This window comes from Bradyrhizobium sp. ORS 86, from assembly GCF_045571475.1.
In the GTDB taxonomy this organism is placed as follows: Bacteria; Pseudomonadota; Alphaproteobacteria; order Rhizobiales; family Xanthobacteraceae; genus Bradyrhizobium.
In genome coordinates, this window is record NZ_CP120699.1 from 6,430,402 (window position 1) to 6,444,228 (window position 13,827).

A 13,827-nucleotide genomic window follows, 5' to 3' on the forward strand; every position below is an offset into this window, starting at 1 on the left:
GATCCATCAACAAGAGGCCCCCAACATGCCCCGCTATCGCCTGCACTACTTCCCGGAATCCGGCAACAGCTACAAGCTCGCGCTGATGCTCACGCTGTGCGGGGAGAGCTTCGAGCCGGTGTGGACCGATTTCGGCGGCGGCGTCACGCGCACGGCGGAGTGGCGCGCGACCGTCAACGAGATGGGCGAAATCCCGGTGCTGGAGGTTGACGGCGAACGTCGGACCCAGACCGCGCCGATCCTGCTACAGCTTGCAGATCAGTACGGCAAGTTCGGCGGCGAAACGCCTGCGGAGCGATTCGAGCTGCTGCGCTGGCTGTTCTGGGACAATCAGAAGCTCTCGGGCTACATGGCGACCTACCGCTTCCTGCGCACCTTCACGCCGTCAGCCGATCCGGCGGTACTGAAGCATTTCCGCGCGCGGCTCAACGACTTCCTCGACATTCTCGATCAACATGTCGGACGCAATGCCTTCATGATCGGTGCGCGACCGACGGTGTCGGATTTCTCGATGATGGCCTATTTGCACTATCCGGGCGACGAGACCGGGTACGATTTCGCGACGAGCCATCCGAAGATCAGGGCTTGGCTCGACCGCATCGCAGCGCTGCCCGGCTGGAAGTCCGCCTACGATCTGCTGCCCGGCCAGCGCCTGCAGCACTATGCGTAGGATCCTCGTCTCCGCGTTTCAGCATCAAATGACGACGTCCGGTTCGCACCGGAATCGCCGCCGAGCTGGACGACCCGGCCGAGCAGCAGCGCCGCCAGCGCAGCGCAAAGTGCGGCCGACGCGGCGATCGCAAACAACGCAGCCGTGCTCCACTTCGCGCTCATCAGTGCGCCGCCGATCAGGGGGCCGATGATCGAGCCGACGCGACCGATGCCGAGGGCCCAGCCCACGCCGGTGGCGCGCATGGACGTCGGATAGAAGTTGGCAGCCAGCGCATTGGCGGCGATCTGACCGCCGACGATGCAGAACCCGGCTGCGAAAATCACGATCGCCACCAGCACCGCCGAGTGACCAAGCTGGCCGATCGCGCCGACGGCAAACACGGCGACGAAATACACCAACGCGAGCGCGCGGAACGAGAAGCGGTCGACCACGCTGCCGAGCGCAACCGTGCCGACCACTCCGCCGACCTGCAGCGTCGAGCCGATCAGCACGGCCGACGACACCGATGCACCGAGATCGTTCAGCACCACCGGCAGCCAATTCGCCAGGAAATACAGGTCCAGCAGGCTCATGAAGAACACGACCCACAGCAGCAGCGTGGGCAACGTCCTTCCATCGCGGAAGAGATGCAGAACCGGCAGGCCCTCGAGCGGTGGTTCGTGAACGACGAAGCGGGTGCCTACCGTCACCGCAGCGGCGTTCGGATTGATCCGTCCCAGCAGTTCGGCGACGCGCGCATCGGCTCGACCACTCAACGCGAGGAAGCGCACGGATTCGGGCAGCCGCCATGCGAGGACCGGCGCCAGCAGCAACGGCGCGGCGCCGCCGACGATGAACACCGAACGCCAGCCATACTGCGGAATCAGCGCCGCCGCGAGCAAGCCACCCAGCGCCGCACCGATCGAGAAGCCGCAGAACATGATCATCACCATGGTGGCGCGGCGGCGATGCGGGCTGAATTCGGAGGTCATCGCAACGGCGTTCGGCATCGCCCCGCCGAGCCCAAGACCGGTGAGCAGGCGGATGATTAATAGCGTCGTAACGTCGTTGACGAAGGCAGTTGCGATGGTGCCGACGCCGAACGCCAACATCGACAAAATAATGATCCTCTTGCGGCCGACGCGATCGGCGAGCGGGCCGAACACCAGCGCGCCGATCATCAGGCCGAACAGGCCGGCGCTGAAGACGGGTCCGAGCGCAGCGCGCGACAGGCTCCATTCCCGGGCCAGCGCGGGTGCGACGTAGCCGATCGCCTGGGTGTCGAAGCCGTCCAGGACCAGCACTGCGGCGCAGGCCAACAGCAGCTTGATCTGGAAGCTGCCGACCGGTTGCCGGTCGATATGTTCAGCAACGTCGATTTCCTCAATCTCAGCCATGCCCCGCCTCTTTCCTCGACGACACTCTGCTGACGCCTTTTGCCGGCCGCTTTCCTTGAAACCTGGCGCACAGGAGGCCACGCGGCCTTGCGGCTAACTGCGCAACGCAGCCTTCGAATACCCCGCAATCCGCTTGTAGCCGTCGGACAATTCGACCAGTTCTTCGCGGCTGATGACATCTTCGACGGCGCGGAATGGCTTGTCGTTGGTTCGCAGGAATACCTCGCGCAGGATCGCGTCCGGCGGATTGGTGCGGTTGGTCAGCACGATGCGCGCGGTCGTCTCCAGCCGCTGTTGCTCGTAGGCCGAAAGCGCCGCCACCGGATCGTCATGGGCAAGCAGCGCGGTCGCCAATGCACGTGCATCGAGGATCGCCTGCCCCGCGCCATTCGAGCCACGCGGCACCATCGGATGCGCCGCGTCGCCGAGCAGGGTGACGCGGCCAAAGCTCCAGCGCGGCAGCGGGTCCTGATCGACCATCGGGAATTCAAGCACGCTGTCGGCGGCGCGGAGAAAGGCAGGCACGTCGAGCCAGTCGAAGTGCCAGTCGGCGAACGCCCAAATGAAGTCGTCGAGCGAGCCGGCCCGATTCCAGTCGCGCTTGCGATAGTTCGGGGTCTCGATCTCAGCAACCCAGTTGACGAGCTGCAGTCCACAGGTGTCGGAACGGCGGATCGGATAGATCACGACCTTGCCGTGTGAGAGCCAGCCGGCACGCACCATGCTGGCGCCCGACAATATCGGCTTCCAACGCGTCACGCCCCGCCACATGTTGACGCCGGAGTAGCGGGGCTCGCCCTCGCCGGGGAAGAACTGCTTGCGCACCACCGAATTGATGCCGTCACAGGCGATCGCGACCCGCCCGCGTATGGTGACGCGGTCGGCGCCGGAGGCTCCGGCAAATGTCACCGCCACGCCGCCACCGTCCTGCGCCACGGCAACACAGTGCCGGTCGGTGACGACGCGGTCGGCGCCGGCGCGGGCGCGGAAGGCGTCCAGCAACACCCTCTGCAGGTCGCCGCGATGAATCGAGAATTGCGGATGCTCATAGCCGGCGGCCCGGCCGAGCGGCTCCTGATAGATCAATTGACCGAAGCGGTTGAAGAAGGTCGCATCGGTCGTCGTGATCGCGACGCTCGCAAGCGCCTCCTCGAGTCCGAGGGCCGCGAGTTCCCTGGTCGCATGCGGCAACAGGTTGATGCCGACGCCCACTTGCCTGATCTCTGCGGTGGATTCGAAGATGCGGCACGATATGCCGGCTTGATGCAACGCGAGGCCGAGCGTCAGTCCGCCGATGCCGGCGCCGACGATGATGACCTCGTTCCTGTTTCCATCCCCGGACATTGTTGACGCGATGAAACACGAATGATCAGTCTACTGTCAATCTCGCGTCAATGCTCCCGCGGGTGCGAAGCGCGGAACGAGAGGAAAAGACTGCGACGCAACGGCTACCGCGCCCTCACGAAGCACATCCCCATGCGCGAGGTTTGGCCGGCGGGCTGACAGGCGAGCCCCTCGGCGCAGGTCCAGCCGCGAAAACTGCGGTCAGCCTCGGCGGGCTTCGCCGGCGGCAGGTAGCAATGCGCGCCCCAGCCGTCGCTATATTCAGTGCCGGCGAGCTCGGCCTTGCCGCGCAATTGCGGGCGATTGGCGAAGCCGCGCGAAAAGTCCGGCGCCTTGCCCTCGCGGAAGCTGGCAAGGATATCGCGGCGGCGGACCTGATCGCCGAAGAAATGCGGCGAGGCCGGCACCACGGTGGAATTTGACGGCTTCGCCGCCATCCAGTCGACGCCTGGGAAGTGGAAGCCGCCGATGCCGCGGGTCTGGTGGCAGCCGGCGCAAGTGACGTCGTTGAGGCGCCGCTCGAAGCCGGCGAGCGACTGAATGTTCTGCAACCTGGTTCCGTCAGCCGCGGCCTGCTTCAAGGCGCCGACCACATCGCTATCAGAGAACACCGCCTTGCCGGCCGCGCCCTCGCCCTCCGTCAGGCCGAATTCGGGCTGCAGATCGCTGACATCGAAACCGGCCGGGGTTGGGGCAACGGCGCGCCTTGCGAGAAAGCGTTCGGGGATCACGAGTGTGCCGCGATCAAGCTCGGCGAAATGACCGGAATCGAGCAGCCATGCCTTGAAGTCCCGCCTCAGCGTCTCGTCGGTCAGGATGCGGTCGCGATCGATCTGGTTCTCCAGCGGCGCTTCCACGAAACGCCTTGCCTCCCCGTCATAGTCGAACACCTTCAACAGATAGTCGGTGCGGAAATCCCGCACCGCTGATTTCGGCGCGTGCGCGATTTGCAGGTTGGTCTCGATGCGCTCGATATTCCGGTCCCCGATCACGTCGAGCGGACCGTCCTTGCCGAACAGGCTGTCGAGCGTCGGCGGCGCGCTGGCGGTCGCAAGCCAGCGCCGCGCGATCTCGCGACAGGTGAGCGCCGCATCATTGCCGTCGCCCTTCGCCTTCAGCACCAGGTTCAGCGTCATCGGCAAGCGTTGCGAGACCGCGTTCTCGCCGATCAGCGGCACGTCGGTGCGGGTCAGGCGGTAGATCAACCGGATCTCGCCGCAACTCGCCGGCGCCACATAGGCACGGTCCATGCGGTTGACGATGCCCGACAGCACGAAGCGGACATCAGGGGAGTCAAACAGGTCGCGATCGAACAGTTGGAAGGCGAACCCTTCGCCGACGCCGATGCTCTCGTTCGGCAGGCTCGCTTTGTGGTCCGTCACGTAACGATCGAACTCACGCGCCAGCGCCTCGCGCACCGGCACCATCGCCGGCAGGCTGAACAGCTCACGGTTGGAGAATGGTGCGCCGGCCGAGCGCTCCGGCGACAGCATGCGGCCGAGACCGAAGCGGCCATGATCGAGCTCACGGAGGATGACCGGATCAATGATCGCCAGACCGCGCTCGAGTGGACGATCCTCGCCCGCGCACGCCCTGCCGACGCCGCAGAGCAGAACGGACACGACCAGAAGGCATCGCAGCACGCGGCTCATGTCTCCACTAACACCGCGCGGCGAAGCCTATTCAAGAAAAAAGGCGCTTCACATCGCGGTGAAGCGCCTCGGTTTTGTCGGGTATTCGCGATCAGCGCGCGACGATCAGGCCCCTGCTGGTGACGACCACCCAGCGCCCGTCCTGCCTGCGGATGGCATCGACGCGTCCGAGACCCGGGACGGGATCGCCGGCATAGACCTCATAGATGCCCCCGCGGCCCTCGATCAGTGCGCTGCCATGACCGACGTCGCGCAACGCCCAGCCTTCGACCACCGGTAGGCGGCCGACCTCGACCTTGGGCGCCGCCGCGGCGGTCGCCGGCGGGGTTACCGTGCCCGTGACTTCCCGGGCCGCCGCAGTCGTTGCCGCGGTGGCGGCCGGCGGCGTGGTGCGGAGCTTGTCGACGGTCTCGCTGAGCTTGGCGAGCTTGGCCATCGGCTCGGCCTGCGCCTTCTCGACCTTGTCGAGGCGGTCATTGGTCTTGTTGAGCTGAACCGAACCGTTCCTGGCGGTCTGGTCGATGCTGGACTTCAGGGCGGCGATTTCGCCGTCGATCCGGGCGATCGACGCGTCGAGCGCTTCCTTCGTCGGTGTCTCCTTCGCGGCTGCGGCCTCCTTGCGGGCGAAATGGCTGAGCGCCGTGGTTGCGAAGGCGCCGCCGATAGCGCCTGCCACGGCCGCAAGCGCAATCACCGCGGCCATCGCCGCCACTCGGCGCGTGCCGGCCGGCTTGGTGGACTGCTCCGACGCCGGCTTCGAGGCCGATGCCTGGTGATCCCAGGTCCGGTCTTCCCAGGTGCGGTCCCCCGGCGCCATGATCATCAGCTTGCCCGGGAAATGCGGCTCTTCGCGCCTTCCAACCTCGACCCCAAGCGGGTCGATCTTCGGCGGCTCGATCCGGGCCGGCTCGACCTTCGGGTGTTCGCTCTTGGACACTTCGATCTTGGGAGCGTCGGCCTTCGGCGACGTCTCTTCCTGCTCGGGCGAGAGCCGGACAGCCCCGGCATCGGCCGCGGCCAGCACCGGCTCAGTCTTGGCCGCCATCTCGGCGCCGGCTTCACCGCCGAGCGGCCCGCTCTGCTGCTCACTCACGTTCAAAATCTCCAGGCTAGGTTGACAATTTGGTAACTTTTATTGCTTGCGAAATCGTTACCCGGCTCGCCATTACCTAAATTTTAGGAACTCTTCCGGGCCGGATTTGGGCGACGCTGCCCCGCGGCAATCTGCGTCAGCTCCGTTTGCGGGCGGCGGTTTCCCGATTAACATACCGCCATCTTCCAGCCAGAAGGCAGGGGAGCGCCATGACGATCGAGAAATGCATCAATGAATTTGATGTCGATGACGTCATTTTTGAGGAAGGCTCGACCGGCCGCGAGCTGTTCGTCGTGCTCGACGGCAAGGTCGACATCACCAAGACCAACGGCGGACACAGGACAACCGTCGTCAGCCTCGGCAAGGGTGAGTTCTTCGGCGAAATGGCCGTGATCGACGGCTCGTCCCGCTCGGCGACCGCGATCGCCGCCGCAGCCGGCACACGGGTGATGCGGATCAACCACGCCCGCTTCGTTTATCTCGTCAGCCAGCAGCCAGCGTTTGCGCTGATGGTGATGGACGCGCTCTCGAAGCGGCTGCGCGCCTCCAACGCCGTCACCTACCAAGCGGCAGCAAACCCATGAGCGAGCGTCGGCCGAGCCCGTTCAAGATCTTGTTCGAGGCTGATGTGGCGACGCTGATCCAGGCCGCCGACGACGTCTACCAGATCCGCTTCAAGAACCGTGCGGCGAACGCCTATCTGGTGCGCGGCAGCAAGCGGACCATCCTGATCGACGTCGGGCTGTCGACCAACTACCCGTCCCTCGTCGCCTGCCTCGATCACCTCGGGGTGACGCCCGACATGATCGACATGGTGGTGCTGAGCCACGAGCATCTCGACCACATCGGCGCGGCCTATCATTTCCACGGCCGCGCCTATATCGCCGCGCACCGGCTCGCCGCCAACAAGATCATGCTGCGCGACGACTTCTCGATGCTGCGCAAGATGTTCAACGAACCGAACGTACCGATTGACGTCGACCTCTGGCTCGAGGAAGGCAATCTCATCGACCTCGGCAATTTCCGCCTCAACGTGATGTACACGCCGGGCCATACGTCGGCTTGCATCACCCTGTTCGACCCGGACAAGGGCCTGCTGTTCGCAGCCGACACGCTGATGCCGGGCGGCGTGATGGGCGGCGTGTTCGGCTCCGGCTCGATCGCCGATTACATCCAGTCGCTGGAGCGCCTGAAGGGTCTCAACTCGAGGATCCTGCTATCCGGTCACGGCCGGCTGTCCGACACTCCGCAGGACGACGTGCGGATCGCGCTGCAGCGCTCGCACGGCCTGCTCGAGGACACCGCGCAACTGTTCGACGCCCTCGATGCGCGCGCCAATTTCGAGCCGATCATGCAGTCGGTGCGCGACCTCAACAAGCTCGACGATTGACTGTGCCCTTCTGTATTTGACAAATCCGCGCGCGACCTGTTCAAGGAAAACAACAGCGCTAAGAAACAGGGAGCGAGGACCATGAAGCTTTACGACTCGATCGGACCGAACCCGCGCATTGTGCGCATGTTCATGGCCGAGAAGGGCATCGAGATGCCCAAGCAGACTGTCGACCTGCGCGGCGGCGAGAACCGCGAGGCGGCCCATCTGAAGCGCAATCCGCACGGCCAGATGCCGACGCTGGAGCTCGACGACGGCAGCTATCTGTCCGAGATCACGGCGATCTGCGAATATCTCGAGGAGAAGCACCCTTCGCCGGCGATGATCGGCGCGACGCCCGAAGATCGCGCCGTGTGCCGGATGTGGACGCGCCGACTCGATCTCAACATCGCCGAGCCGCTCGCCAACGGCTACCGCTTCGGCGAGGCATTGAAGTTTTTCGAGAAGCGCATCCCGGTCGCGCCCGAGGCTTCGCCGGGGCTGAAGATGATCGCCGCCAACCGCATCAAATGGCTGAATGACCAGATGGCCGACGGCCGGGAATACATCTGCGGCAAGCGCTTCACGCTCGCCGACATGCTGCTCTACTGCTGGCTCGATTTCGGCAACCAGGTCGGCCAGCCGCTGGACCAGTCGAACACGAACATCATCGCCTGGTTCAACCGCGTCGGCGAACGGCCTTCAGTGAAGGCCTGAGCGCCGACGCCGTCATTGCGAGGAGCGACAGCGACGAAGCAATCCACGCCTCCGCAAGTTGTGGGATGGATTGCTTCGCCGAAGCCTGTCACCGGGCACGCATTCGGGCGCTCCGCTAACTCGCAATGACGGGGAGAGGGCAGCGCTTCAAATCACCACCGGCCTATCCGGCAGCTCGTTGGGACCGCCGGCGACGTGAGGGAAGTGTTTTGCGAGCTCCCGCGACACGGCCTCGATCCCCTTGATCACACCTTGCTCGAACCGGCCCGCCCTGAAATCGGCCTCCATCGCGCGACAGATCGCTTCCCAGCCAGCGTGGCCGACCTTTGAATCGATGCCGCGGTCGGCGACGATCTCGACGTCGCGATCGGCGAGCAGCAGATAGATCAGGACGCCGTTGTTGTGATGGGTGTCCCAGATCCGCAGGTGCGAGAACACGTCGAGCGCCCGTTCCCGCGCCGGCTGGTCGCGGAACAGCGGGACGCCGTCGAGCGCACCCTCGACCACAAAACGGATCTGGCCGGAATGCGTGCCTTCGCCGGCCTTGATGGCCCGCTCGATGGCGTCGAGGACGCGCGGCGGAAAGTCACGCCGCACCCGCCAGCGGTGCTCGAGCAGATGCTTGCCGATGCGCTTGATGCCCATGAGCGTAATGCCTCTTGCCTACCAGCTTCCCGACGCCCCACCGCCGCCGAAGCTGCCGCCTCCGCCGCTGAAGCCGCCGCCGTCGCTGGAGCCCGAACCACCGCTCCAGCCGCCGCCGGACCAGCCGCCCGGATAGCCGCCGCTTCTCCGGTACGGCCCCGAACCGACCACCGGACCGCCGAAATTCAATCCGCCGAAGATCAGCGCCGCGACGAAGGTGAACAGCCCGACCCCGATGGCCGTCACGAGCGAGCCGGCCACCATCCAGACAAAGACGCCAACGATGCCGCCCGTCGCGGCCGAGCCGAGCAGGCGCCCCAAGATCCCGCGCAAGATTCCCGCCACGATGATGACGACAAAGATCCCAGCCGGATTGGCCAGATCGACGAAATTCGGCGCTTGCCAATGCTCGGGCTCCGGCTCGGGCAGTTGCTCGCCATTGACGAGGCCGATCATCCTGTCGACGCCGGCCGAGATGCCGCCGGCGAAATCACCAGCCTTGAATTTCGGCGTGATGTCCTCGTCGATGATCCGATGGGTGACGACATCGCTGAGCACGCCCTCGAGGCCGTAACCGACCTCGATGCGCAGATGCCGGTCGTTCTTGGCGACGACGAGCAGCGCGCCATCATCGATCTTCTTGCGCCCGATCTTCCAGGCTTCGGCAACGCGGATCGAGAACTGCTCGATGGTCTCCTCGCCCGTGGTGGGCACGATCAGAACGGCGACCTGGGCGCCCTTGCGCGTCTCCAGGCCTTTCAGTTTGTCGTTGAGCGAAGCAATGTCGCCCGACGACAGCGTTCCGGTCTGGTCGACGACGCGGCCGGTGAGCTGCGGCACCCCGACCTCGGCCCATGCCGGGCAGATGAAGCCCAGCAGGAAGGCAAGCAGGATGACGCGTGCAGCGGTCATCGCGGTCGGATCGCGCTGTCAGCTACTTCGACGGCGCCGGAGCCGGCGATGGGCCGAAATCGACCTTCGGCGCGGTCGAAATCTCCTTCTCGTTGTCGACCGAGAAGTTGGGCTTGTCCTTGTAGCCGAACACCATCGCGGTGAGATTGTTCGGGAAGGTGCGGATGCCGACGTTGTAGTCCTGCACCGACTTGATGTAGCGGTTGCGCGCCACGGTGATGCGGTTCTCAGTGCCTTCGAGCTGCGCCATCAGGTCACGGAACAGCGCGTCCGACTTGAGCTGCGGATAGTTCTCGGTCACGACCAGCAGCCGCGACAGCGCGCTGGTGAGCTCGCCCTGCGCCTGCGTGAACTTCTGGAATGCAGCGGGATCGTTGAGCACTTCAGGCGTCGCCTGGACGCTGCCGACCTTGGCGCGTGCATTGGTGACGCCGAGCAGCACGTCCTTCTCCTGCTGCGCAAAGCCTTTCACCGAGTTGACCAGGTTGGGCACCAGGTCGGCCCGCCGCTGGTACTGATTCACCACCTCCGACCAGGCCGACTTGACCTGTTCATCGTTGGTCTGGATCGCGTTGTAGCCGCAGTTGGTCAGGCTCAACGTCGCCAGCGCTGCCAGCACGGTCCAAAGCTTGCGCATGAAAGTTCTCCCGGTGGAATTCTCGATCACCGTAACAGATCGTTTTCGCCTGGTAATCCCGCGCGACGGCTTTCGCCCGCATTTTTGCGGCTGATGGCCCTTGCCTATTCCTCCCCGCGCCGTTCATCATGCTGAAAAAATCGATCCTGGGAGGATCCATGACAACGTCAGAACAATACGAGACAATTATTGTCGAACGGCCGGAGCCTGCGATCGTGCGGGTGGTGATGAACCGGCCCGAGGCGCGCAACGCCCAGAACCTGCAGATGACCTACGACCTCAACACCGCCTTCGACCGGGCGGTGCAGGACGACGCAGTCAAGGTCATCATCCTCGCCGGCAACGGCCCGCATTTCTCGGCCGGCCACGACCTGCGGCCGACGGGAAAGAACCAGGCCGGCGTGGATTTCCCGCCGGTCGGAAATTGGGGCGGCTTCGCCGAGCCGAACGCCCATGGCCGCTTCGCGCGTGAGCAGGAAATCTACCTGCAGGTCACCCGGCGCTGGCGCAACCTTGCCAAGCCCACCATTGCGGAAGTGCACGGCAAGTGCATCGCCGGCGGGCTGATGCTGGCCTGGGCCTGCGATCTGATCGTCGCGAGCCGCGACGCCGAGTTTTGCGATCCGGTCGTCACGATGGGTGTTTGCGGCGTCGAGTGGTTCGTGCATCCCTGGGAGCTCGGCGCGCGCAAGGCCAAGGAGATGTTGTTCACCGCCGACGTCTGGAGCGCCGACGAGGCGCGTCGCCTCGGCATGGTCAATCACGTGGTGCCGCGCGGCGATCTCTCGTCTTTCACGATGGAGCTGGCGCGCAGGATCGCGGCCAAGCCCGCATTTGCGCTGAAGCTGTCCAAGGAAGCGGTCAACCGCTCCGTCGACATCATGGGACAACCCGCCGCAATCGACCAGGCCTTCGCGCTGCATCAGCTCTGCCACGCGCACAACCTCCAGGAGTTCGGAATGGTGGTGGACCCTGCCGGGCTTCACCCCTCCGTCAGAAAAACCGCCAACGTGAAGTAGATCCGATGGACCTGACCTTGAGCGACGAGCAGCGCCTGCTGCGCGAGAGTGCCGACCGCTTCGTAGCGGAAACCTTCACATCAGAGCTTCGCAAGAAGAGCGCCAACGACCCGCTCGGCTTCTCGCCTGATATCTGGAAGCAGTTCGCCGAGCTCGGCTGGCTCGCGCTGCCGATCAGCGAAGCCGATGGTGGGCTTGGCGGCGGCGCGATCGAGATCGGGATCCTGATGGAAGCGTTCGGGCGCGGACTGGTGTCCGAGCCGTTTCTCTCCACGGTCGTGATCGGTGCCGCGCTGGTCGCCGAGTGCGGCACTGACGCGCAGAAGCAGGCGATCCTGCCTGATGTTGCGGAAGGCGCGCTCACGCTCGCCTTCGCGCATTCGGAGCGCGCGGCGCGGTTCGATCTCGCCCATGTCGAGACGACGGCCGCGAAGACCGCCGACGGATGGCGGTTGAACGGCCGCAAGGTCGCCGTGCTGGATGGTGCCGCCGCCAACCAGATCATCGTTTCCGCCCGCATGGCCAACACGAATGGCGCATCCGGCAAGCTTGGTCTGTTCCTGGTGCGGGCAGGTGCGCCCGGCCTCACCTTGCAGGATTACGCGCGGCTCGGCGGCGGCCGTGGCTGCAGCCTCGAGCTGCAAGACATCGTGCTTCCACTCGACGCTCTGCTCGGCGACGGCCGCGATGCACTGCCTGCGATCGAAGCCGTGATCGACCGCGCGATGGCCGCGCTCGGCGCGGAAGCTGTCGGCATCATGCAGACGCTGCTCGACACCACGCTCGAATACACCAAGATCCGCAAGCAGTTCGGGCGGCCGCTGTCGGCCAACCAGGTGATCCGCCATCGCCTCGCCGACATGGCGATGCAGGTTGACGAGGCCCGCTCGATGGCGCTGCGCGCGGCGCTGATGGCCGATGCCGGGCCCGTCGAACGCAGCCGCGCGGCCTCCGGAGCCAAGGCCAAGATCGGCAAATGCGCCCGCTTCGTCGCCGAGCAATCGGTGCAACTCCACGGCGCCATGGGAGTCACCGAGGAGCTCGACATCGGTTCCTACTTCAAGCGCCTGCTTGCCTTCGACACGCTGTTCGGCGGCAGCGCCCATCATTATCGCCGTCACGCCGCCCTGAGCGGCCGGACGCAGAGCTAACGGGGCGTCAGATGGATCTCACCTTCAACGCCGAGGAACGCGACTTCGAGCAGGAAGTGCGCGACTTCATCGCCGCCAACCTGACGCCGGAGATGAAACGCGCCACTGCGCTGACGCCGTCGGTGTTCTCCGATCCTGACATCGGCATGGCCTGGCAGCGCGCGCTGCACCGCAACGGCTGGGGCGCACCGGGCTGGCCGGTGGAATATGGCGGGCCGGACTGGACGCCGGCGCAGCGCTGGATCTTCGAAGCCGAATGCGCCCGCGCCGGCGTGCCCAATGTCAACGTGATGGGCGTGAAGATGGTCGGCCCTGTCATCATCGGCTTCGGCTCGGCCGAGCAGAAGAATTTCTATCTGCCGCGAATTCTCTCGGGCGAGGACTATTGGTGCCAGGGTTATTCCGAGCCGGGCTCAGGCTCCGATCTGTCGTCGTTGAAGACCCGTGCGGTGCGCGACGGCGACGACTACATCATCAACGGCACCAAGATCTGGACCACGCATGCCCATCACGCCAACCGCATGTTCGCGCTGGTGCGCACCAATGAAAGCGAGCGGCAGCAGGACGGCATCAGTTTCATCCTGATCGACATGAAGACGCCGGGCATCACCACACGCCCGATCCTGACCATCGGCGGCGACCACGAGGTCAATCAGGTGTTCTTCGACGACGTTCGGGTGCCCGTCGCCAATCGCGTCGGTGAGGAAGGCAAGGGCTGGACCTACGGCAAATACCTGCTCGAATTCGAGCGCGGCTCCGGCATCGCGTCGGCGAAGCTGCGCGAGGCGTTGAAGACGATCTCCGATCTCGCATCGTCCGACGTCACCGGCCGCGCCATCGACGACCCCGACATCGCGCTGCGAATGTCGGAGGTCGAGGTCGATATCGATGCGCTTGAGATGACTGAGCTGCGGGTGCTGTCTGCGCTGCAGACCGGGCAGAACCCCGGCGCGGTGTCGTCGCTCATCAAGCTGCGGGTCAGCGAGATCCGCCAGGCGGTGACGCGGCTCGGCGTCGACGTGATCGGCAATGACGGGCTCGCGGTCGAGCCGGCCCGGCCGTTCTATCGGCTGAACCATGAACCGGCGATCCCGGAAGAACTGCTGCCGGTGGTGCCGGAATATCTCAACGGCCGCGCCTACACGATCTTCGGCGGATCGTCGGAGATCCAGCGTGACATCATCGCGAAGATGGTGTTGGGTCTGTAAAGGCTTCAACGGTCATTCCGGGGCGATGCGC

Annotated in this window: 14 protein-coding genes; 7 read left to right on the forward strand and 7 right to left on the reverse strand. The window is 65.1% G+C overall.

Annotated features, from left to right (window positions below; all coding sequences use genetic code 11):
• Nucleotides 1-25: 25 nt before the first annotated feature.
• Entirely contained in the window at nucleotides 26-670 is a 645-nt protein-coding gene (locus P6U25_RS29610) for a glutathione S-transferase family protein (RefSeq protein ID WP_407148282.1), read from the forward strand.
• Here P6U25_RS29610 and P6U25_RS29615 read toward each other — a convergent pair.
• The 4 genes from P6U25_RS29615 to P6U25_RS29630 form a co-directional block, all read right to left on the reverse strand.
• On the reverse strand, nucleotides 661-2,049 hold the full coding sequence (locus tag P6U25_RS29615; protein WP_407148283.1) for an MFS transporter: 1,389 nt from the start codon (nucleotides 2,047-2,049) through the stop codon (nucleotides 661-663). The two genes, P6U25_RS29610 and P6U25_RS29615, sit on opposite strands and share 10 nt — an antisense overlap.
• Before the next feature lie 93 nt (nucleotides 2,050-2,142).
• Entirely contained in the window at nucleotides 2,143-3,393 is a 1,251-nt protein-coding gene (locus tag P6U25_RS29620; RefSeq protein ID WP_407148284.1) for a flavin-dependent oxidoreductase, read from the reverse strand.
• Nucleotides 3,394-3,497: 104 nt separating this feature from the next.
• Nucleotides 3,498-5,045 (reverse strand): hypothetical protein, encoded by a 1,548-nt coding sequence (locus P6U25_RS29625; protein WP_407148285.1) that lies wholly within the window; start codon nucleotides 5,043-5,045, stop codon nucleotides 3,498-3,500.
• A 91-nt stretch (nucleotides 5,046-5,136) separates the two neighbouring features.
• On the reverse strand, nucleotides 5,137-6,144 hold the full coding sequence (locus P6U25_RS29630) for a hypothetical protein (protein ID WP_407148286.1): 1,008 nt from the start codon (nucleotides 6,142-6,144) through the stop codon (nucleotides 5,137-5,139).
• A gap of 203 nt (nucleotides 6,145-6,347) precedes the next feature.
• On the opposite strand from P6U25_RS29630, the gene P6U25_RS29635 reads away from it, so the two are divergent.
• The 3 genes from P6U25_RS29635 (at nucleotide 6,348) to P6U25_RS29645 (ending at nucleotide 8,224) form a co-directional block, all read left to right on the forward strand.
• On the forward strand, nucleotides 6,348-6,722 hold the full coding sequence (locus P6U25_RS29635) for a Crp/Fnr family transcriptional regulator (protein WP_407148287.1): 375 nt from the start codon (nucleotides 6,348-6,350) through the stop codon (nucleotides 6,720-6,722).
• Nucleotides 6,719-7,528, forward strand: a complete 810-nt coding sequence (locus P6U25_RS29640; protein ID WP_407148288.1) for an MBL fold metallo-hydrolase — start codon at nucleotides 6,719-6,721, stop codon at nucleotides 7,526-7,528. Before P6U25_RS29635 ends, P6U25_RS29640 begins: the two co-directional genes overlap by 4 nt.
• An 81-nt stretch (nucleotides 7,529-7,609) precedes the next feature.
• Entirely contained in the window at nucleotides 7,610-8,224 is a 615-nt protein-coding gene (locus tag P6U25_RS29645; protein ID WP_407148289.1) for a glutathione S-transferase family protein, read from the forward strand.
• Nucleotides 8,225-8,371: 147 nt separating this feature from the next.
• Here P6U25_RS29645 and P6U25_RS29650 read toward each other — a convergent pair whose 3' ends face one another.
• From P6U25_RS29650 to P6U25_RS29660, 3 genes are read right to left on the reverse strand one after another with little or no spacing between them, the layout of a single operon-like run.
• Nucleotides 8,372-8,869 carry a TPM domain-containing protein gene (locus P6U25_RS29650; protein WP_407148290.1) on the reverse strand — a complete coding sequence of 166 codons (498 nt, stop codon included), beginning with the start codon at nucleotides 8,867-8,869 and terminating at the stop codon, nucleotides 8,372-8,374.
• A gap of 18 nt (nucleotides 8,870-8,887) precedes the next feature.
• Nucleotides 8,888-9,781: a TPM domain-containing protein gene (locus tag P6U25_RS29655; protein ID WP_407148291.1), complete on the reverse strand. Its 894-nt coding sequence runs from the start codon at nucleotides 9,779-9,781 to the stop codon at nucleotides 8,888-8,890.
• Nucleotides 9,782-9,803: 22 nt separating this feature from the next.
• On the reverse strand, nucleotides 9,804-10,418 hold the full coding sequence (locus P6U25_RS29660) for a LemA family protein (RefSeq protein WP_407148292.1): 615 nt from the start codon (nucleotides 10,416-10,418) through the stop codon (nucleotides 9,804-9,806).
• Between the two features lie 158 nt (nucleotides 10,419-10,576).
• On the opposite strand from P6U25_RS29660, the gene P6U25_RS29665 reads away from it, so the two are divergent.
• Genes P6U25_RS29665 through P6U25_RS29675 form a run of 3 tightly spaced genes read left to right on the forward strand, consistent with a single transcriptional unit; the run spans nucleotide 10,577 to nucleotide 13,796 of the window.
• Nucleotides 10,577-11,437 carry an enoyl-CoA hydratase gene (locus P6U25_RS29665; protein WP_407148293.1) on the forward strand — a complete coding sequence of 287 codons (861 nt, stop codon included), beginning with the start codon at nucleotides 10,577-10,579 and terminating at the stop codon, nucleotides 11,435-11,437.
• A gap of 5 nt (nucleotides 11,438-11,442) precedes the next feature.
• A complete protein-coding gene (locus P6U25_RS29670) occupies nucleotides 11,443-12,588 on the forward strand; it encodes an acyl-CoA dehydrogenase family protein (RefSeq protein WP_407148294.1) in 1,146 nt (381 codons plus the stop codon).
• An 11-nt stretch (nucleotides 12,589-12,599) separates the two neighbouring features.
• A complete protein-coding gene (locus P6U25_RS29675) occupies nucleotides 12,600-13,796 on the forward strand; it encodes an acyl-CoA dehydrogenase family protein (protein WP_407148295.1) in 1,197 nt (398 codons plus the stop codon).
• The last annotated feature ends 31 nt before the right edge of the window (nucleotides 13,797-13,827 follow it).